Below are 20,474 nucleotides of genomic sequence, written 5' to 3' on the forward strand. Positions count from 1 at the left end.
AGTCACTCCTCATATAAAATCTTCAATAGCTGCTGAAGTTCATCCAATGAGAGACCAATTTCCCGGCCGTTAATTATAACCGCCCCCAGCTGTTCCTCAATGACCTTCAGCTTCTTTTCCCTAATAACTTCTAAATTTTGTTCGGCAACAAAAGACCCTTTGCCAACAATAGAATAAATAAAACCCGCCTTCTCCAATTCCTCGTAAGCCCGTTTCGTCGTAATCACACTGATCTGGAGATCCTTCGCGAGCTGGCGTATGGAAGGCAGCGCTGACCCCTCCTGCAGATCGCCCGCTAAAATTAAGGATTGAATCTGTTTAGTAATTTGTTCATAAATCGGCTCCTTGGAACTGTTGGAGATAATGATTTGCATGGAATTCCCTCTTTTTCAACTATTGTATATATACTATATATACATTATATACACACTTCCAAAACCGCGCAACCATTTTTTGGGCCAGGGGGTCAGGTTCCTTGGCTCATTTTTTTCCTGCATTTATTCCGAAACAGCAAAAAAGCCGCCTTGCAGGCAGCCTATTCCAAGTTAAATCGCGTCCCTATTTTTCCACCTAGCATCCTCTGCCTTTTTCTTCTCCAATATATCTTCCAGTTCCTTTTTCGTATCGGGATGCAAAATTATATTGCCGCTCAAGTCCATAGTGGAAGCTTTCACCCTTCTTCCCCACTTCCTCGAAAACGAACGCCAGTCACAAACCATTTCAAGAAGATATTTTCTGGGCATCGGCAGGGCTTGTTTATTTTTCGGGTCAACTACCCAATGTTCCCAGTGGTGCTTGTTCTTGTGCTGATGGTGGAGCCATGCGTACTTCCACTTTAACTCATCAATGGAGTCCTTTTGGCCCTTATAGAAGAACTTCTTTGCATATGGCATAAACTCCTGCGGGGAAAATTTTGACCAATCGTGGACAATCCCCTGCAGGAATAGCCCCTCTTTCCAGCACTCGATCAGGACATTAAGTTTATGTTCCAGTATATACAATATGTTTTTCCAGACTGCCCGCAGCACGATACTCCCCCCATCCAGTTTTGTTTCCTTTTCCTAAATTTCCGGAGCTCTGAGTTTGCTTGCCAGCCGGCTCTAAATAACTTTCCGCAAAAAATGTGCAGATCCTTTCCCACAGTCAAATCAGCGTGCTTTATTCCTCCAAAAAACAAAGGTCAGAAGCAGCGAAAATATAGGAGCTAAAGCAACCAGCCTCCAGCTATTTTCAGCTCCCAGGAAGTAATAAGCTATCGGAAGTGATGTGATAAAACTGATGAACATGGAAAGCCATGATTTCTTAAATAGACCAAACAGGAGAGTGACGACACAAAGAAGGAAGGATATTTGCCATAGCACCACTATCAAATTAACGCACCCTGTAGATTTGCATGTGATATCAAGAATGGAAGTGAATAAAGGAATCTGCTCTGGAGGATATTAATGCTAGTGCAGCTTTTTCCGTGCACGATCATGAATGTGGAGGGATACATTGTGAGTACACTTACTAGCTTGATTAAAAGGATCCTTCATTTAATTATTAAGCTGGAGTTTTTTATTGATACGTATAGATATCGCTTAAACCGCTTAATAAGAATGCAGCCCTTAACGTAAGCAATAAGGGGCTCATGGCTATCTTTTCCCCACGTGATGAAGACAGGCAGCTGCGCCGGGCTTGCCTATAGGACAGAAGGACAGGTTTCTCATGTATCTGTCCCTCTGTTCTTCTAAAATTTTTCAGCAGTACAAAACAGCTCCGCAAAATCATTCACAATGTTTATATCCGGATTTATTTTCACATCGTTCCTCATTCTCTCTAACCCTTCATAATACTCACTGTCATTTATTAAAGTCAGCACCGAAATATTTCTATTTTCTGCATGGAACAGGTAGTCATTCACTCTTATATTTTCCCTTCGATACTCAATTCTTAAATTTACTTTAAAGCCTAATTCAGTAAGTTTTAAACATCTAGCCTTTGTTCCTATCCAATCTAATTTCATCTGTCCTAAATTGATTCTTACTAATATTCACCAATTTATTCCATTATCCTGCTTTTAAAGATGAATATTCTTATAAAAAGGAGTATGCAAAAGGGACAGATACCACGGCCCAAAATACAGTATGGTTTTTCCTTAATTGGAAACGCTAGAAACAACATACATAGCACTTAGGGATATTTGATTAGGAGGTATCTGCATGGTTCTGACAAATCCTTTAAATGTGTCCGAAATAGGTTCGCTTTGGCAGACATATCAGGAAAAAACCTTGATTATGCGGTTTCTGGAATACTTTATCGAAAAGGCAGATGACCCGCAAGCAAGAAATATTTTGGGCGGATTATGGCAGGAGCTTAATTTTTATGTAGCTGAGATGGAAAATCTATTTTCTGAACAGGGAATGGTTAAACCTGTGGGTTTCACATCAGAGGATGTAAACCTGGAGGCCCCCAAGTTATATGATAATGGATTTGATATCATGTTTGTCCGTGTATTAAAGGAAGTTAGCATGGGGCTGTACACCCTTGGCATGAATATGACCTACAACAAAAAGGTAATGGCCATTTATGAGGGACTCACAACTGTCACTCAAAAAATCTATAAACTTTCAACCCGCTATTTACTTGAAAATGGAATTCTATCTCTCCCTCCTAAAGTGACTATGCAGAAGAAGACGGAATTTATTAAAAGCAAAAAGTACATGGAGGGGTTTAAACTAATTGGTGAAAAAAGGCCTCTATCAGCCCTGGAGGTTGGGATCCTTCATCATAATCTTGAAGTTAATAATATTGGAATGCAGTTAATTACAGGCTTTGCTCAGTGCGCTCAAAACAAGGAAGCCAGGCAATATTTTTTAAAAGGGAAGGATCTTGCCAAGAAACAGGTCAAAGTTATGGAGGAATTACTTCTGGATGGGGATGTCCATCTCTCCGCGACTTCCGGGGCAACGGTAACTACATCAACAGTTCCTCCCTTTTCTGACAAGCTGATGATGCACTGTATATATATTCTTAATGGGTTTGGACTGATTGGGTCAGGCACAGGGGGATTTTTCAGTTTAAGAAACGATTTGGCGATGAAAACACTTTTGCTCGCAAAAGATGTCTATTTCTACGCGCAGGAAGGGATTAATATTAAGATTAAAAATGGCTGGTTCGAGGAACCCCCGCAAATGGAAAACCGTTCCCAAATCATTAAGAAAGGACTTGAATAAGGCATTTCTATAGAAGATATTAATGGCAGATCCGGTTCTGCCTGACACTAATATCCTTCCAGAGAGATAACTTTGAGTTCACTCTCAAGATTATTACGCTGCTCATAAACATCGAATGCTGTATGGAAACATTTAAGGACAGGCTTAACCACTAATGAAAATACAGCCTTTAACCATAAGCAGCAGGTATCTCAAGACTATTATGCTTCCACACTAATACAGAGAGACAGGTTTTCCGTCCGCTCGGGCCAAGAAACCTGTCCCTTTTCTTTCATGTAAACCAAATCCTCGATATCTGCAATGGGTTGATCACTGATTTCAACCTGCCGTCAGGATGATACAGCTTAATAGAGTCCATTTTTTTAAAATCATGCGATGCTTTTTCCATATTGTCGAGCAGCACCTTTGTTTCGTTTACATCCAATTTAAAAGATAGAGATTGCCCCGATAGCAGGATCTCTGCCTTAATATTTCCTTTAGGATCGTGGTTTTTATTATACATTTGAAAGTCCTCCCAATGAGCCAAGGGGACAGGTCCGCTGGCCCGTTTGGCATGGAACCTGTCCTATGACTTTATATATATTCCATCCTTGCCGTATGCATACAGATGTGAGCCCCGCATGAACACCGGCCCAATGATGCGTTTGCCATCTTCATCAATTAACTGCAGCTTATGTTTTGCTGTATAGCTGTGTTGATTTTTCCGGTAGCGCATGAGCGTTGACATATCGATTTGACCAATCATGCCCTCTTTATCCAACAAAAATTGCCCCATCAGAGGGTAACGGCCGTTCACACGATAGCGCCCGGCTTCTCTCATCTCATCCAGATGAACGAGATCAAAATCATCATAATAGTAAAAGTAGACTTCCTTAGATCCAGCCACATTCAAAGCGTAGCAGTCAATGATGCCATAATCACCGGCTCCCCACAGCCGCTTGCCATTCATTGTGTAAGCCACAACACCGGCACTTCCCATGGGCTCATCCCATCCAAAATTCCCAAAGATGCCTTCATCAAAGTAACTGACCCAAATGGTATCTGAGTCATCAATCTGCACATCATTGATTCCATCACCGAGCGTGAATGCCTCGATTAACTGCCCATTTTGGTTATATCTCCTGGCGTTTCGTTCAACGTAAGTTCCTTCCTTTAAACAGCGGCTTTGTACTATAAGCAATGTCCCATCGGAAAACAGATCAGCGTGAGTCGGCATTAGAGGAATGTTCTTTAATTCCACAGTCTCTATACTGTTATCTCTAATCAACGTGAGGGTCCAGCTGCATTTCGGCACAGGCCGCTCAAAAAAATCGAGTTCCTGTTGGCCGGTTTCAATCAGCAGCAGTGTTCCATCCTGAGCTATCTGGCCGCCGGCAAAGTTTAAATTTGAACTATAATCATGCCTCTTATGCAATATTAATTTTTCTATTGGAATCACCCTATCTGGAGAACATTTCCCAATCCCTTACTTGGTGCTGACTGAAATAAACATAGAGGCATCCTGCTTCATGAAAACACGTTATTTTCCATCAGCTCTCTCTTTCAAGTGGCCAAAGGGGAAGGTTTAAGCGCCCTCTGATTTTTTTTCCCTTTAAACATATACCGGATTCCTTTACCCGCAAGAGGTTCGTCCTCATATCTCGGGATCACATGAAAGTGTGCATGGAAAATATGCTGTCCGCCAGCCTCGCCGCAGTTCCAGCCTAAATTATAACCTCGAGGCTCATGCTTTTCATCCAAGTACTTTTTCACATCCTGAAGGAGACTGTAGGTGGCCGCCCACTCCTCGGGTGTTAAGTCAAACGCAGTTTCCCTGTGCTGAATAGGAACAATTAACCCTGCGCCTTCCAGCTGGCTTCCCTTTATTTGACTCTGCCCCAGCTGTAAAAAAAGACAATGTTCATTGTTCATGACAACATTCTGATCCGGCTCAAGCTCCAGCCTGCAAAAAATACAGTTATCCATCATTGATCTCCTCACTTTTATCGGCAAAACTTATGTCAGCTAACCGAAAACCACCACACAACAAGCCCCATGCTCACAACTCCCCAGACTGTCGTCGCGAAGATCCACCAGACAACAGGACGGGATAAAATACTGCTGCTTTCCCCGTCTCTTTTTAGCGCAGCGACCCTGCGTTCCATATTCTTTTTCATGGAAACGAGAACCGCAAATCCGCCTATGAAAAAGCCGAAAAGAACCCAGAATAGTAAATCCACATTTCAGCCTCCTTTTCATATTGTGAGCCATAGGGACAGACCCCCTGGCCCATGCCCCCTTCAATTTCAGCTGTGAATGCACATATGAGTGCCTGCCCGCTTACCAAAGAACTTCAACAAAAAAAGCGCTAATCCTCCTTAAGATCAACGCACAGACTTATTCATCAAAGTTAAGATCTTTTCTTTTATGCCGCCAATACTCGTAAAAAGTATATAAGTTTCTTTCTCTGTTTTAATAACCACTCTGTCTGTATTGCCGGATGGAAACCCAATCCTTATGGCTTCCTTTTCCTGCCCGCCATAGGTATCATCATTCGATACTTCTGTAATAGCCGATAACGGTATTTCAGTCTTATTTAATAGCCAGTTTATCTCCAGGCTCCCATTCTTCTCTGCCACTTTAACTTCCATGGTATCCCTCCTGTTAATATTTGTATACGGAAGAGACACCGATTTAGTTTCAATTTTTTGGTGATATGAGCCATGGGGACAGACCCCCCGGCCCCACACTAGATCAAAAGTTAATCCCTACCCCAAATAATCCCCGGCTGCCTCAACATCAAATAACCCGCTCTCCCTCGCAAACTGCAATAGCAGATGGAGATGGGCCGCACCATATAAAACAAAAATCCGTTCTTCATTGGAATCCAATAAGTTTACCAGATTTCTAAAAATCAACAGATTGCGATAATACCAATACTTCGCTGTCCAAATGGCGCCCGCCGGGTTGCTATTGCTGCCTGTCAGGGACATTTTCATGTAAAGTTCCTGTCCCCTGGCAATATTCCGCGGTTCATTATGCCAAAGCAGATAGTCCTTTATAGAATGATTCTGCAAAAATGTATTTGCTTCAGAAGTGATTTTCTGCCCTATCTCTGTAAACGCCCTATACTCTTCCGTATCTTCCCATTCACTTAGAGCCCCGAGGTCCGGCACACCCTCCTCATCCTGATTCCAATCGACTGCATGTACATGTCCCAAACCGCATTCCTTTGCCAGCCGGAATCCGACTTGATCGATTTCATTAACGGTTAATTCATAGCCTCCACTCAAATAAGAAGCATATTCATTATTCAAAGCTTCTTCCTTTTCCTGCAGAACTTCCAAGGCTACCTTTGTCGGGTTAAAATTCTTTAAACAAGTGATAACCTCCTGGATTTCTGCTTGCCTTGTGCCTGATAAAATATCCATTTTGTCTGTCATATACATATCTCCATTATCTATGCCTGCAAAATGGTCCGTTCCAAAGATTAACAGAGTTGGCTTGATAGGAAACATCCCCTTGGTAGATTTTCAAAAACAAAGGAACAGGTCTCTCATACAGCTTGTCACAAAAAACCTGTCACTCCTTCCCGCTATTTAGCTATGACCGGCACCCACAACTCGCTGTTTGGAACCCTGTCAGGCGCCAGGTAGTTCTCAACGCACGGCAAATCTGCCAATTCATAGCCTGAGGCAGGCAGCCATTCGGTGTACAGGCGCTTCCAAGCCTCAGGAATGTCAGGGAAAACAGCCCAGGTACTTGCGGGAATCACGATTTTCTCCATTTCGCTTGCAGATTCACCCGTATAACGGCAGCCCATGAAATAATCGAACTCTTCATCGGTAATGGCAGCCTGCTTTCCGACTAGACCCAGTATCCCTTCCAGCTTGCATTGGGGATTTTCCCAGGATAGATTGATAAAACGCTGCAGCATGCCCGTTTCAGTTGCTTCTTTCCACAGCCGCGGTATTGTTTTAAAAGCATCCTCCGTAACCACCTTCCGCCTGACTCCCGCTATTTCAACATCAGTTTCCAGCACTTCGATCCGGTAATCCATTTCCTCGTCCCCTTTAATCGAAATTTGAAAAGAAATCCTCGGGATGGCTTTTAGCTTGATTCCTTTATTCCTGGCCGCTGATGGAGTAATTCCATGAAGGTTTTTAAAAGCACGGCTGAAGGCATCGGGGGAATCATAGCCATATTGAAACGCCAGATCAATCACCCGGACTTCAGCGTTGTTTTGAAGCTCGAATGCCGCCTGTGATAAGCGCCTCCGCCTGATATAGTCTGATAAAGATAATCCGGTCATGGAAGAGAACATCCTTGGAAAATGGTAACCCGAACAGCATGCTCTTCTCGCTATTTCTTTTCCATCTATTTCACCCGCTAAATTCTCCTCAATATAATCCATTGCTCTATTCAATCGCTCTAGCCAATCCATCTCTTACCTCCTTCCCTGCTAAATATAGATAAAAAAGAAAACTTAAGTCCGGCATTCTAAGTGCAGAAAATGACGGGTACAAAAGTCAAAGCTGTATCCAATACCTCTGAACCTCCTCACCGCTGTCTGGCGAAATGACCTCATTCTCCAATACCCCGCCAACTTTCTGAATGGTCCTGGCTGAAGCTATATTTGCTTTATCACATGTGACCAGCACTTTTTCCAAACCCAATTTCTTTGCTTCGACCAGGCTCATCTTCAGCTGTTCAGCGGCATATCCTTTGCGGCGTTCAGCCGGAAGGATACTGTAGCCGATATGCCCGCTCTCCACCAGCAGTTCTGGTGTCAGCCGGTGGCGTATATTAACCAGGCCGACTACTTTATCATCAACCATGCTCAGGAATTGTGTCGCAGGAACCCGGTTTGGCGGCAGCTGCCCTTCTTCCTGGCTGATGACTTTTTCGAGCCATTTCTCATAATGTTCATAGTTTTGCAGGGAAGAGCCTCCATAAAGAAGTTCTCCCGAGTCCAGAAATGCTTTTCGGTATGCCAACATTTGTTCTTTATGTATCTTTGCGGGTCTTATCAATTTCATTAAGATCAGCTTCCTTTGCTGTTTTTCCAAAATATGCATATGACTTGTTTCGCTGCCGGGTAACGGGTTTCCTTCTTGTTGATGGAAATCGCGAAAAAAGAGCCACAGGGACAGGTCCCTTGGCTCAATTTTGAAAGGGCAGCTGCCCTGTGTTCTTCCTGATTACTTAAAGACGCAATATTGCCCTTTCAATTTCCTTTATCACACCGTATGTCCCTTCCGTTTGGTTCGAGCATACGAGCCACGGGGCAGTTCCCTCGGTCCGTTTGGGCTCAAGAAACCTGCTCCTGTGCTATCCTCAGCTCTTCTCCTCAAGCCTATTCAGCCATTCCTCAACCAGAACATTAAACACATCTGCCTGCTCAATCTGCAGATTGTGACCCGCCATATCAAGAACTGCAAAAGCGGCCCGCGGATAGTCCTCTATCAGCTCCCAGGTATCACGGTAGCCGGTAATATGATCCTGCCTTCCTGTGATGATCAGCGCCGGATGGTCAAGTCTTGTTGTTATATCAAAGCTAAATCCGTATCCGTTATTTTGGATTCTCTCTAGAAACTCTGCATTGGCCAGTCTGGAAGGAAGCAGAACTTCTTTCTGGAATCTTTCCCATTCTCCCTCACCCTGCACAACTCCAACGGAACAGAACTCTTCAGCTTCCTCTGGGGATAGACTCGAGATCAAGCTGCTGTCCTTTTTTAAAACCGCATGCTGGGGCAATGTCCTGCCGGCAGACTCAGCTATGGCCACCGGCGCCAGCAGCATTAGACCCCGAACCCTACCCGGCCTTGAATAAGCGACCCCTCTCGCCAGATAGCCTCCATACGAATAGCCGCAGACGGCAAACGTTTCTTCAGGAATGATCTCATCTAAAAGCTGCAGCACGGCTTCCAGCATGTCATCCGAGTTTCGGATCGAAGGCAGCGGCTCAGACTGGCCCATGCCAGGCAAATCAATATAAATTCTTTTCCAGCCGTCCTGCTTCTCGAACAGCGGCTCCATTGCATGCTGCATCACTCTGTGGTCAACTGTCCAGCCGTGCAGCATAACGATTGGGACCCCTTCTCCAATGGTTTTATGGTAAATAGACATAGTTGCAGTTCTCCTTTTCCTAATTAAAAATATGTAAGAATCTAATTTGTTTCAGGCATTAAACTTGGTTAGAAAAACACAGTCGCAGCCACAAAGATCACAGCAGCCGAAATAGCTGGCATTACAAACAACACAATCGGCAAAAAGAGTATTCTCCAAACTAAGGGCAGATCAATATCTTTCTTTCTTAAACTGAACAGCATCGCTATAAGATTTATAATTAAAAATGGAGCGAACTTCAGGATATCTGTTAAAACTGACTTCTTACCGGAGTCTGATTAGAATGCTGCCATTGTTAAGGAGAAAAAGTAAACAGGAATGGAAAATAGATTCACAAACCAGCTTTTTGATTAGGTTCATCCACCCTCTCCTTATGCTATATAAACAGTTCTATACTAGAACTCAATCCCCTCTTTTATCCAGATATTTCTGCCCGCAAAATAAAAAGGACATTCATCCATATAGAATAAATGTCCATCCAAAAGGTATTTATCCGCAGCATTGCAGATCAATGAGCTTCCTTACTGCATTCACAATCACTTCAGGTTCATCCCGCTGTATATAATGAGCACTGTTTTCAGCGATCACCATCTCACCCTGTGAGGAGATCTCCAGCAGTTCCCGCTGCATATCGTTCCACAATGCCTGTGATTCAGCAGAATAGTGAGCCTTCTTCCCGGCTGATAGGACAATTAGCGGCACGTTTAACCGGCGCCTCGTATCTTTCAGCTGCTGGAGGCTCTCCATAAACTCATCATAATTGCCTTCCCTGACGAATTGCTTATTGTAGGCTTCCTGAAAATCCTCCGGCATTGACGGTAGGAATCTTTCCCTGTACTCTTCAGGAGTTGAGTCAACTAGGACCAGCCCGCACACCTCATCAGGAAATTCCGTAGCATACATCCGCATGTTCCCGCCGCCAAATGAGTGGCCCACTAATAGGTAGGGCGGGGCAATCGCGGTTACAGTGAGCAGCTGTTTTAATTCTTTTACCATCTCGCGGCTAGTTCTCGGGCTGTTACTTCTTTCGCTTTTTCCGAGCCCTGCCCGGTCATAGGTGAAGACTCTCGATAGCATTGAGAGTTCTTCAAGTACCGGATCCCAGGCCTTTGAATAGTCGCCATAGCCTGCGTCCATAATGATTGTTGGATTTCCGCAGTTTCCGCCCATCAATTTGGCATATAGTTTGCAGCCCTTTATCTCTGCCATTATTTCTTTCATAAAACCCATTCCCCTCGTGTTTCTGAATGATTACCAAGAATCATTAAACAACTAACAGGCAGCTCTTCAACCAGCATGATTTGAGAATGCTATTTTTGCAGATTCTTCTTCATAAGAGATGCAATTTGCAGACCGTCATGCTGACCGGTTTGCTCCAAATGTTTAATGATTAATCCCTGCCGCTCCACGGGATGATTTTGGCTCAATTTAGCCTTTGCTTCAATTCTGGCGATCTTTATTTTAAGAGCAACAATCCCTCTGCTCATCCCCTTTATGAAATCTTGATCTATGTGCTCCAATTGATATGGGCTTTCCGGACTTTCATATTTGACGGTCAAGTCATTCAGGGTATTGAATATCTCTGATTCATCTTCAATTATCTCCAGTTTTCCGTATACATGTACAGAGACATAGTTCCAGGTCGGGACAGCCATTTTCGTTTCATACCAGGAGGGTGAAATATAACTGTGAGGGCCTTGAAAAATGGCAAGGACCTGCTGGCCCCCGGCGGTACTCCACTGATTGTTCGGACGGGCAAAATGTCCATATAAAGCATGCTCGGACTTCTTCAATGTCAGGGGAAGGTGAGTCGCATATGGTTCCCCGTTGTGCTGGGAAATGAGCGTCGCAAAGCTGTAATTCTCGATAAAACGACAAATCTCATTTTCATCATTAACCCTGAAATGCTTTGGAACATACATACTAATATCACCCCAATTATTATAGAAGCACCTTAACCATGATCAGATCTGTTTGTTCTTCATCGCCCATATAGAATGAATGGGCTCCTGTTTGGACAAATCCCATCTTTTGATAAAAAGCAATCGCATTTTCATTCTGTTCCCACACACCCAGCCAGACTTTCTTCTTTCCCTGCTCCTCTGCCATTCCGATCGCTTTGTTCAGCAGATATTTGCCAAGCCCATGCTTCTGGAATGACTTCTTGATATAAATCCGCTCTATTTCAAGCGCTTCCTCGCCCATTTCCTCCGACTGGGCATCCTTCACATTGACCTTCAAGTATCCTGCGATCTCTTCATTGAAAAAAACAAAAAAGAACTGTGAAGACTTATGGGATAACTCTTTTATCAGCTGCTCTAAGTTATATGCCTTCTCCAGATAAGCATTCATATTTTCTGGTGAATTCTGGTCTTTAAAGGTATCATTGAAAGTTTCAATGCTGATCTGCTGCAGCTGGTGTAAATCTTCCAGGGTACATCTTTTCAAATACATCGACATTTTTTAACCGCTCCTTCATTGGTCAATAGATTCTCTTGTTTCCTTTTTTCACAGATTCCCAGTCTTTTTCAACATTCTTTCTGACTCTCTGGAGAAAATGGAACATGGCTTCTGCTTCTCCTTCAGTGAATCCTTCTAATGCAACCTTGTTGGAATAATCATTTTCACTCTTGATGAAAGGGTACACACTGCTGCCCATCTCAGTTGGATTAAGCCTCTTAATTTTCTTATTTTCAGGATCGTCCCTTTTTTCAATAAAGCCATTCATTTCAAGTTTTTTAATGGCACGGGCGGCTGTAGTCCGGTCGACTTTAATCATCTCGGCCAGCTTTTCCTGGATAATCCCGGGATTCTCACAGATCCGCACTACATACAAATACTGCCCTTTGGTAAGGTCATGCTCTTTGAATTCAATATTGCTGATTGAATCCAGGGCTCTTGCAATCATGCCTATTTCTCGAAGAATTTCCGTCATTAGTTGCTCCTTAAGCCATATTTAATGTACTGACATGAATTAAATCTAACTTATTTATGTTGCATTTACAACAAAAACTACGCCGATATAAATAAAAAATAAGCACCGCCAGCGGCAATGCCTGTTTTTCATCCATCTCACCTGCCTGATTCCTTTTCCCATTCATAAAGAATATCCGGCAAATTTTCTTCGTTCTCGAAGCCACGGCCGATAATGTTGAATCCATGCTTTTGATAGAAGCGCTGAGCATTCTCATTTACCTCAAAGGTGTATAGGGTAAGCCGGCCATCTGATTGTTCTTTTGCCCTGCTGAGCAGTTCTGTTCCTATCCCTATACCCTGATAGTCAGTATGAATATAAAGCTGGCTGATTTCGGTTTTATTATAGGCGACGATGCCGACTACTTTTTCACCCGACAATGCCAGATCGATCTGACACTGGCGTGCTAGAATGTTATTTAAAAAATATATATGTTCCTCAAAGCTGTGGATTTCTTCCTGCCCGATCGCCTTCTCCTTGCTGTCCCTCCACATTCTCACGGTCTCTGCGGCATAGCGCGGGTGATACGGGATCATTTTCATTTCTTTTCTCCTGAAAATGATGCTGCAAAAATAAAATGATCATTGGGATCCCAAATATGGAGGTAATCCGCAATATAACCGCGCAGCCATATGGCGCCGTCCATGCTTCTTAGATAAAAGCCCTTCGGGAAATCATGGTCATCTGTCAGTACGGCTGAAGCAATGGTGATGGAGCCGGAAGGTGCCTGATGACGCTGTGATGAGTCTGCAGATAACCCTTCAGGCAGATCCTGATACTGCAGCCTCATGTAAGGACCCAGCTCCAGCGGACACAAACCCAGCCCCAGTTCACCCGCTCTTTGAAAAATCCGGTCCAGAGGAGCTCCCTGCTGAAAACCAAGCCCAGCCACCGTCAGTTCAACGGTTTCAATCATGTATGTTTCAGCAGAAGCCGTGAACAGATCATCAGAAAACAATCTTTCTCCATATTCGTTCATCAGGATAGAGGCTTGCTGCAATCTCTGGAGAAGCTGTTGTTTCGTCATGCCGCCCGCTTCTATTGTTCTTTTTACAATAGGGCAATCCGGGTATATTTTTAGGCTGTTAATGGCCAATGTGATCACTCCTAATCTGTGCTTTTATATATTCATATTCAATGCAGCAGGCCTATTTCCTTTTTCTATTCTCCGGACAAAAAAAACAAGACAAGCGCTCAGATGGCTTGTCTTGTTTTTACCGGGTACGAAACTTCCTTGAAACATAAATGAGCAGAATGGCGGCAATCACGATTGCGGCTATTCTCCACTCCCATTCCATATTGATAATCTGGTATACCGAAAAACCTTCAATCAGGATGGCTGGTATTTTTCCAAGGGTGCTGGCAAAGAAGAACGTGAGAAAAGCGGTTTTTCCAATTGAGGCAATGAAAGTGACAAGGCCTGAAGGGACAAAAGGAAGAATTCTAAGAGCAAGAATCAGGGAGAATGCTTCCTTGCCGTCGGCTTCCAACAGTTTCTGTACTTTGGGATGGGACAGGCCGCGCATGTCCTTTAACCTTCGAAATCCTTTTCTGTAGAGGATGAAGGCAACGGCTGCCCCAGCGGCCTCACCTGCAAAAGATACAGCGATTCCTCCCCATAAACCAAATACCGCCAGATTCGCGGCAGTCAGAAAAACACTGGGTACAACCCCAAGCAGGCTGATGATAATGTTGATTATAAGGCTTAGCACCAAAGCTATATGCGTATATGACTCAAATAAATCAATGATCATTTCCTTCATACTAAATAGGCTTTCCTTCCTTATAAGGCTGTTTTGTGAACTTTGTGGCTTTTTTGATGAAAATTACTATAATAGTACAACCGAATGTAAAATATGTTAGTTCCGGAGGGGAAGGTATGGCAGGCTTTAGAGTTTTTATCATTATATTATTAGGAATCAGCATTTTATTTGCAGCTGCATCCAAAATTTTAAAAGGTTCTGTACAGAAAGACAAGTACCTTAAAGCAGGCTTTTCAGCTTTAATAATAATCAGCATAGCCATTATCATTATCAGTCTGTTTATCGGCGGCTGGAGCGGTATGGGATATGGATTTATTGGAGTTTGTATTTTCATTGGAACTATTTTAACCGGAATTATAAATTGGCTTATGAATTCTATTCGTAATCGAAAAAAATAGCCGTATACGTCAGATAGCTTTATTGCAATGGCTAAAAAAGAAAATTTAATACTTAAAACGGCTTATAGAATGAAACAGAGGGACAAAAAATGCCCCTCTGTCCTTTTATTTCTGTTCTGCTTCCCACTTGGCAATTTTCTCACGCACAATCGGCGCAACTTCCCTGCCGAGCAATTCAATGCTTTTCATGACATCTTCATGCGGCATGCTTCCGACTGGCACATGGTGCATGAAGCGGGTAACGCCGACGTTCTTTCGAAGGTCGATGATTTTTTTAGCAACAGTTTCCGGATCTCCTACATACAGGGCGCCTTCAAAGCTGCGTGCCGCATCAAAGGCTCCGCGGTCATAATGGCCCCAGCCCCGTTCTCTGCCAAGGACGTTCATGGCCTGCTGGGTCGGCGGGAAGAATTTGTCCGCTGCCTCTTCATTGCTTTCTGCCACAAATCCGTGAGAATGGGAGGCTACCTGGAGCTTGGAAATGTCATGGCCGGCTTGTGCTGCAGCCCTGTAGTACAGCTGTACGAGCGGGGCAAACTGCACCGGACGGCCTCCAATGATTGCGAGGACAAGCGGCAGTCCCAGAAGTCCGGCGCGGATGACAGAATCACTGCTCCCTCCGCTCCCGATCCAGATTGGCAATGGATCCTGGACCGGGCGCGGATACACACCGAGATTTTCAATTGCCGGACGGTGATTTCCAGCCCAAGTCACTTTTTCAGATTTCTGCAGTGCCAGGAGCAGGCCCAGCTTCTCATCGAAAAGCTCATTATAGTCCTGGAGATCATAACCGAAGAGCGGGAACGATTCAATGAACGACCCTCGACCCGCCATGATCTCAGCCCGGCCGTTCGAGATGCCGTCGAGTGTGGCAAAGTCCTGGAAGACCCGGACTGGATCGGCCGATGACAGGACGGTGACCGCACTTGTCAGGCGGATTTTTTTGGTCTGCGGCGCGGCAGCAGCCAGGACGACTGCAGGTGAAGAAGCAGCATAGTCCTTCCTGTGGTGCTCGCCGACACCGAAAACGTCCAGCCCAACTTCATCAGCCAGGATAATTTCTTCAACAACCTCGCGCAGCCGCTGTGCATGGCTTGCAGTTTCTCCTGTTTTAACGCCAGGGGTCGTTTCCACAAATGTGCTGATTCCGATTTCCATTTTCATCTCTCCCTGATCGTTTAGTCTCTATCTAATAGTGCAGCACCGGCGATGCCTGGATGTGTCATTTCATACGGATCCAGGATCAGGTCCAGTTCTTCTTCTGTCAGAACATCATACTGCAGGCAGAGTTCCCTGACAGGGGCGCCGTTCAGGATGGCTTCCCTGGCAATCCGGGCCGCCACTTCATAGCCAATATGAGGATTAACGGCTGTGATAATGCCAACGCTTTTTTCTACATATTGCTTCATCCGGTCCTCATTTGCTTCAATCCCTTTGACACAGTGGTCGGTAAACGACTTGAAAGCATTCGTCATAATGGTGATCGACTGCAGCAGGTTGAAGATCAGCACTGGCTCCATGACATTCAGCTCCAGCTGCCCGGCTTCAGAGGCCAGTGAAATGGTTTGGTCGTTGCCGATGACCTGGAAGGCAGTCTGGTTGATCAGCTCCGGCATAACCGGGTTAACCTTGCCTGGCATGATGGAAGATCCCGGCTGCCTCGCCGGCAGGGAGATTTCCCCGAGTCCTGCCCTGGGACCTGAAGCCATCAGACGCAGGTCGTTTGCAATTTTAGACATATTGATCATACAGATTTTCAGCGCGCTGGAGACCTCTGTATATGAATCTGTATTCTGAGTAGCATCAACCAGATGCTCCGCCCCTTTAAACGGAAGGCCGCTGATATCTGCCAGATACTCAACCACTAATTCAATGTAACGGGGCTGTGCGTTCAAGCCTGTGCCGACAGCCGTCGCTCCCATATTCAATTCATACAGATGCTGCCTTGATTGCTTGATGCGCTTAATATCGCGTTCAATCACGCGGCTGTAGGCTTCAAACTCCTGCCCAAGCCTGATTGGCACAGCATCCTGCAGATGTGTCCGGCCCATCTTGATGACATGGTTAAACTGATCAGCTTTATCCATAAATGCCTTATGCATGTGCTCCATAGAAGCAATCAGCTGCTCGAGCACCTTGAGAATGGATATGTGCATCGCTGTAGGAAAGGAATCATTCGTAGACTGTGACATATTCACATGAGTGTTCGGGCTGCAGTATGGATAGTCCCCTTTTTCCCTGCCCATGATTTCAAGCGCCCGGTTTGCCAGCACTTCATTCATGTTCATATTAAAAGAAGTCCCTGCTCCCCCCTGGATCGGATCGACTATTACTTGATCATGCCAGTTGCCGGCAAGCATTTCATCTGCCGCCTGGACAACCGCGTCTCCAATGCCTGAGTAAAGAGCCTTGACCTCCACATTCGCCATTGCAGCTGCCTTCTTTACCATCGCCATCGCTTTGATCAGCTCAGGATGGATCCGGTAGCCGGTAATCGGGAAATTTTCTACCGCACGCAGTGTTTGAATCCCGTAGTACGCATGTGCAGGGACCTCTTTTGACCCCAGAAAGTCCTTCTCTATTCGAAAACCGTTTGTCTTGACTGACATCGTTGCCTCATTCCTCTTCTTTTCGCTATTTGTTTTTGATGGTATATCTTATTGCTAATCCCACTCTATTGTAAATGACTTCGGTCCAATATTCATCTTTAATATCTGTTTTAGGATGGCCTTTTTTGACGGTGTTCAGCAGGTTATTTCCTTCCAGTGCGGAGGGGTAATGGCGGGGAGAATGGCACATGCTATGATCGATGGCTTAGTCGGCTGGTGCGGGGCAGAAAAAATAGCGGATTGCTACCGCGGGCTGGAGCAAGCATTATTATTACAAGCAATTGCACCCATTCCCCTTATAAGGTCTTCACAATACCAGCGTTTAAATCTTAAATTCCAATTAATATAACAAACCTTACTTTCCCCGCTTCCCCTGCATTTTGAAAATCCGAAAAAAATTTGTTCCACGTGAAACATTGTCAGAAATTTGGAACAATCCTCCTTCTCACCCGGTTAATCCCCTTCCTGCTATGCTATACTTGAGAAAAAATGGGTATGAGAGAAGGAATGTTTTATGGATAAGCTGAATCCTAGAGCCAAAATGGATCCAGCCAAGCAGTATTTATTTATTGCGGGTATCATCCTGGTTGCTTTTAACCTTCGGCCAGCCATCACATCATTAGGGCCTCTGGTGGGAATCATCCAGGATGATGTCGGCCTGGCGCACTGGAGTGCAGGTCTTCTGATGAGCCTGCCGCTCCTGGTATTTGCGTTCATGTCTCCCCTGGTGCCAAAAATCGCTTTGCGCCTGACTAATGAGCGGACACTGCTGATCGGCCTGCTTTCCCTTTTCACCGGCATTGCTATCCGCTCGATTCCAATGGCCTTTTTTCTTTTTGCCGGGACCTTTCTGGCCGGATTAGGCATCGCTATCGGCAATGTCCTTCTGCCGGCAGTAGTGAAGGATAAATTTCCGAATAAGTTCGGATTGATGACAAGTGTGTATTCCACTTCTATGGGTTTAATTGCTTCGCTTGCATCCGGAGTAAGCGTCCCCCTGGCAGTCGATGCGAATCTTGGCTGGCAGGGCGCCCAGGCGGTATGGGCCATTCCGGTGATTGCTGCATTCACTGTATGGCTTTTCCTTTTCAGATCTCACCAAAGCAATCCTGGCACCGTCATGCCAAATCCCGGGACAGCTTCCAGGCAAATGTGGAAAACGCCTCTAGCCTGGCAGCTTGCGCTTTTCATGGGTTTTCAGTCATCCTTGTTTTATATTACGATCTCCTGGCTGCCGGAAATTCTGCAAAGCCACGGGATCAGCATCACAACGGCAGGGTGGCTGCTGTCTTTTACCCAGCTGGTAGGACTGCCGGCAAGCTTTTTCATCCCTGTCCTTGCAGGCAGATATCAATCACAGGTCTGGATTGCCTTCGCACTCAGCCTTTGTGCAGTAGCCGGCTACTGCGGGCTGCTGATTGGTTCCACCTACCCTCTCTTAATCATCAGCATCATCCTGATCGGAGTCGCACTTGGCGGCAGCTTTCCGCTCGCCCTCAGCTACATAGGACTCCGGGCCCGGAATGGCAGGCAGGCTGCTGAGTTATCAGGCATGGCCCAATCTACCGGCTATATCCTTGCCTCCATCGGACCACTTTTCATCGGCTACTTATTTGACCTGACACATTCATGGACAATGCCGCTGATTACACTGATCGGCATTTCCGCTATAGTGATGGTGTTTGGAATGCTGTCAGGTAGGAATCGTTTTGTATAATTGGATTTAGTGAAAAAGATATTATATAATCTGTGATATTGTTTAGCTGTGTATGGGGTTGCTCATTTTTACCAATGTTATAAACATCTATAGATGAGGAGATATGCATGGACAGTTTAATTGTGGATTTGTATCACGAGTATAAGAAGAATAATGGCGGACATATCTGCTATCTTTATAACCAGGAAGAAAATTATATCAATAATGCCGTTTCTTTTATCTCGGCGGGCATCAGGAATGGCGATTTCATCTTTCTTCTTGAAAATGATCGAAATCTTCGCCTGATTCAGGAAAGGCTCCATAAAGAATTTAGCACAGATCAATTATCCAACTTGCTAGTCATGAATAATTACGATTTCTATTATGCCCAAGGTAATTTCCATCCTCATATTGTGGTCAGTGAATTTTTAAAAACACTTGAACCGCATTTGGAGAAAAAGACTTCTATTAGTACTTGGGGACTCGTAGAATGGAGAGAAGACAAGGAGATTTACGAAAAATTAGCAGAGTATGAACAGATAGTCGATAAGAGTGTCAACGAAAAAGGTATCTTGTCTGTATGTGTTTATCCTGCAGGAAAGACCCCTGGTTCATTCAGGAAGGCTTTGCACAATTGCCATAATATAGTTATAAATGATGAGGAAGTCATGCACCTTTCCTAACCAAATTTAACCCCGGTTCCAAACCTACTGGAACCGGTTTTTTTGCTTAGTTTATCGGCTTTTTGCTTCTTTAATGTATAGAGTTCTCATCCCAATCACCCTATGATACAATTAATCAACTGAATATTCATAACAATTTAATAATCCGGGATGGAACCAAAACATGCCATCAGCCAGGCAGACATTGTCAAAGGGGTTTACTATTTTCGGTGACTCTGCATCTCTTTTGCCAGCATTAAATCGTTCTCTATACTGGGAGGTAAAAACGATGAGTCATTCTCGAAGAAAGGCAGCACTTGTAACAGGTGCAAGCAGTGAAAATGAAATTGGTACAGCAATTTGCCGCAAGCTGGCTTCACAGGATATGGATATATTTTTTACACACTGGCATTCTGATGCTGAGTGGATTGAACAATTTCAGCAGGATATTGCTGATATTGGTGTACGCTGCGAGGCACTAAAGGTGGATCTGACAGATGCAAATGCGGCATTGGCCATCTATGAAGAAGCTGCAGGCCGACTGGGCTCTCCGTCCATCTTGGTTAACAATGCCGCTCATTCTGTTAATAATGATTATAAATCGTTAGATGCAAGCACACTTGACCTTCATTACTCGGTCAATATGAGGTCCACCTTTCTTCTGTGTGCTGAGTTTGCCCGCCGGTTTAAAGACTCAGGTTCACCGTCTGGCCGCATCATCAACATGACATCCGGTCAGGATATAGCCCCAATGCCAGGGGAACTGGCTTATGCAGCGACCAAAGGCGCCATTTCTGCTTTTACGAGATCATTAGCACAGGAGCTTGCACCGCTTCGGATTACCGTTAATGCTATCAATCCAGGTCCAACCGATTCGACGTGGATGACAGACGGTATCAGAAATCACCTCCTGCCTAAATTTCCAATGGGCCGGATTGGCACACCGGATGATACTGCACGTCTTGCTGCCTTCCTGGCAAGCGAAGATGCTGAATGGATCACCGGCCAGATTATCCATTCGGAAGGCGGGTTTATGAGGGGATGATCCT

At 44.7% G+C, this 20,474-nt stretch carries 25 protein-coding genes; 5 read left to right on the top strand and 20 right to left on the bottom strand.

From position 1 onward, the window contains the following. Positions 1 to 2 precede the first annotated feature (2 nt). Together N288_RS23220 and N288_RS23225 are read right to left on the bottom strand one after the other, a co-directional pair. Positions 3 to 374 (bottom strand): GntR family transcriptional regulator, encoded by a 372-nt coding sequence (locus N288_RS23220; protein ID WP_009794518.1) that lies wholly within the window; start codon positions 372 to 374, stop codon positions 3 to 5. Between the two features lie 171 nt (positions 375 to 545). Further along, positions 546 to 1,028, bottom strand: coding sequence for a DUF5662 family protein (locus N288_RS23225; RefSeq protein ID WP_009794520.1), 483 nt, complete (start codon positions 1,026 to 1,028; stop codon positions 546 to 548). Positions 1,029 to 2,201: 1,173 nt separating this feature from the next. Between N288_RS23225 and N288_RS23235 the strand changes: the two genes are divergently transcribed. Beyond that, positions 2,202 to 3,215, top strand: coding sequence for a DUF3231 family protein (locus tag N288_RS23235; protein WP_009794524.1), 1,014 nt, complete (start codon positions 2,202 to 2,204; stop codon positions 3,213 to 3,215). Positions 3,216 to 3,486: 271 nt separating this feature from the next. Here N288_RS23235 and N288_RS23240 read toward each other — a convergent pair whose 3' ends face one another. The 16 genes from N288_RS23240 to N288_RS23315 form a co-directional block, all read right to left on the bottom strand. Next, a complete protein-coding gene (locus N288_RS23240; protein ID WP_009794525.1) occupies positions 3,487 to 3,717 on the bottom strand; it encodes a hypothetical protein in 231 nt (76 codons plus the stop codon). A gap of 63 nt (positions 3,718 to 3,780) precedes the next feature. Next, a complete protein-coding gene (locus N288_RS23245) occupies positions 3,781 to 4,482 on the bottom strand; it encodes a hypothetical protein (RefSeq protein WP_232217705.1) in 702 nt (233 codons plus the stop codon). A 275-nt stretch (positions 4,483 to 4,757) separates the two neighbouring features. Continuing rightward, positions 4,758 to 5,180: an HIT family protein gene (locus tag N288_RS23250; protein ID WP_022544570.1), complete on the bottom strand. Its 423-nt coding sequence runs from the start codon at positions 5,178 to 5,180 to the stop codon at positions 4,758 to 4,760. 35 nt (positions 5,181 to 5,215) lie between these two features. Further along, positions 5,216 to 5,434: a hypothetical protein gene (locus N288_RS23255; protein ID WP_022544571.1), complete on the bottom strand. Its 219-nt coding sequence runs from the start codon at positions 5,432 to 5,434 to the stop codon at positions 5,216 to 5,218. 144 nt (positions 5,435 to 5,578) lie between these two features. After that, complete coding sequence (locus tag N288_RS23260; protein ID WP_009794530.1) at positions 5,579 to 5,845, bottom strand: SunI/YnzG family protein; 267 nt, start codon at positions 5,843 to 5,845, stop codon at positions 5,579 to 5,581. 117 nt (positions 5,846 to 5,962) lie between these two features. After that, complete coding sequence (locus tag N288_RS23265) at positions 5,963 to 6,637, bottom strand: DUF5694 domain-containing protein (protein ID WP_142385233.1); 675 nt, start codon at positions 6,635 to 6,637, stop codon at positions 5,963 to 5,965. A gap of 152 nt (positions 6,638 to 6,789) precedes the next feature. Further along, entirely contained in the window at positions 6,790 to 7,638 is an 849-nt protein-coding gene (locus N288_RS23270; protein ID WP_022544572.1) for an AraC family transcriptional regulator, read from the bottom strand. An 85-nt stretch (positions 7,639 to 7,723) separates the two neighbouring features. Beyond that, positions 7,724 to 8,233 (bottom strand): GNAT family N-acetyltransferase, encoded by a 510-nt coding sequence (locus N288_RS23275; protein ID WP_009794533.1) that lies wholly within the window; start codon positions 8,231 to 8,233, stop codon positions 7,724 to 7,726. A gap of 298 nt (positions 8,234 to 8,531) precedes the next feature. Further along, positions 8,532 to 9,323, bottom strand: coding sequence for an alpha/beta fold hydrolase (locus tag N288_RS23280; protein WP_009794535.1), 792 nt, complete (start codon positions 9,321 to 9,323; stop codon positions 8,532 to 8,534). A gap of 489 nt (positions 9,324 to 9,812) precedes the next feature. Further along, a complete protein-coding gene (locus N288_RS23285) occupies positions 9,813 to 10,553 on the bottom strand; it encodes an alpha/beta fold hydrolase (protein ID WP_009794537.1) in 741 nt (246 codons plus the stop codon). A gap of 80 nt (positions 10,554 to 10,633) precedes the next feature. After that, the gene (locus tag N288_RS23290) at positions 10,634 to 11,245 is read right to left on the bottom strand and encodes an FMN-binding negative transcriptional regulator (RefSeq protein ID WP_009794538.1); all 612 of its coding nucleotides are present in this window, start codon (positions 11,243 to 11,245) and stop codon (positions 10,634 to 10,636) included. Between the two features lie 19 nt (positions 11,246 to 11,264). Then, on the bottom strand, positions 11,265 to 11,783 hold the full coding sequence (locus N288_RS23295; protein WP_022544576.1) for a GNAT family N-acetyltransferase: 519 nt from the start codon (positions 11,781 to 11,783) through the stop codon (positions 11,265 to 11,267). A 22-nt stretch (positions 11,784 to 11,805) separates the two neighbouring features. Then, on the bottom strand, positions 11,806 to 12,258 hold the full coding sequence (locus N288_RS23300) for a MarR family winged helix-turn-helix transcriptional regulator (RefSeq protein WP_009794540.1): 453 nt from the start codon (positions 12,256 to 12,258) through the stop codon (positions 11,806 to 11,808). Between the two features lie 137 nt (positions 12,259 to 12,395). Next, positions 12,396 to 12,839: a GNAT family N-acetyltransferase gene (locus N288_RS23305; protein WP_009794541.1), complete on the bottom strand. Its 444-nt coding sequence runs from the start codon at positions 12,837 to 12,839 to the stop codon at positions 12,396 to 12,398. Next, positions 12,836 to 13,324: a helicase gene (locus N288_RS23310; protein ID WP_187445438.1), complete on the bottom strand. Its 489-nt coding sequence runs from the start codon at positions 13,322 to 13,324 to the stop codon at positions 12,836 to 12,838. The genes N288_RS23305 and N288_RS23310 overlap by 4 nt, the downstream gene beginning before the upstream one ends. Before the next feature lie 187 nt (positions 13,325 to 13,511). Next, the gene (locus N288_RS23315; protein ID WP_009794543.1) at positions 13,512 to 14,060 is read right to left on the bottom strand and encodes a VTT domain-containing protein; all 549 of its coding nucleotides are present in this window, start codon (positions 14,058 to 14,060) and stop codon (positions 13,512 to 13,514) included. Positions 14,061 to 14,176: 116 nt separating this feature from the next. On the opposite strand from N288_RS23315, the gene N288_RS23320 reads away from it, so the two are divergent. Beyond that, on the top strand, positions 14,177 to 14,458 hold the full coding sequence (locus tag N288_RS23320; RefSeq protein ID WP_022544578.1) for a YesK family protein: 282 nt from the start codon (positions 14,177 to 14,179) through the stop codon (positions 14,456 to 14,458). Between the two features lie 105 nt (positions 14,459 to 14,563). Here the strand turns inward: N288_RS23320 and N288_RS23325 are convergent, their stop codons facing one another. Both N288_RS23325 and aspA read right to left on the bottom strand, forming a co-directional pair. Beyond that, the gene (locus N288_RS23325; protein ID WP_022544579.1) at positions 14,564 to 15,616 is read right to left on the bottom strand and encodes an LLM class flavin-dependent oxidoreductase; all 1,053 of its coding nucleotides are present in this window, start codon (positions 15,614 to 15,616) and stop codon (positions 14,564 to 14,566) included. 20 nt (positions 15,617 to 15,636) lie between these two features. Then, the gene (aspA, locus tag N288_RS23330; protein ID WP_009794546.1) at positions 15,637 to 17,067 is read right to left on the bottom strand and encodes an aspartate ammonia-lyase; all 1,431 of its coding nucleotides are present in this window, start codon (positions 17,065 to 17,067) and stop codon (positions 15,637 to 15,639) included. A 514-nt stretch (positions 17,068 to 17,581) separates the two neighbouring features. Here aspA and N288_RS23340 point away from each other — a divergent pair. The 3 genes from N288_RS23340 to N288_RS23350 all read left to right on the top strand — a co-directional run bounded on the left by N288_RS23340 (position 17,582) and on the right by N288_RS23350 (position 20,470). Beyond that, on the top strand, positions 17,582 to 18,784 hold the full coding sequence (locus N288_RS23340; RefSeq protein WP_009794548.1) for a CynX/NimT family MFS transporter: 1,203 nt from the start codon (positions 17,582 to 17,584) through the stop codon (positions 18,782 to 18,784). 107 nt (positions 18,785 to 18,891) lie between these two features. Beyond that, entirely contained in the window at positions 18,892 to 19,446 is a 555-nt protein-coding gene (locus N288_RS23345) for an MEDS domain-containing protein (protein ID WP_009794549.1), read from the top strand. A 268-nt stretch (positions 19,447 to 19,714) separates the two neighbouring features. Beyond that, positions 19,715 to 20,470, top strand: a complete 756-nt coding sequence (locus N288_RS23350; RefSeq protein ID WP_009794550.1) for an SDR family oxidoreductase — start codon at positions 19,715 to 19,717, stop codon at positions 20,468 to 20,470. Positions 20,471 to 20,474 lie beyond the last annotated feature (4 nt).

Source organism: Bacillus infantis NRRL B-14911 (assembly GCF_000473245.1).
GTDB classification, from domain to species: Bacteria; Bacillota; Bacilli; order Bacillales; family Cytobacillaceae; genus Bacillus_AB; species Bacillus_AB infantis.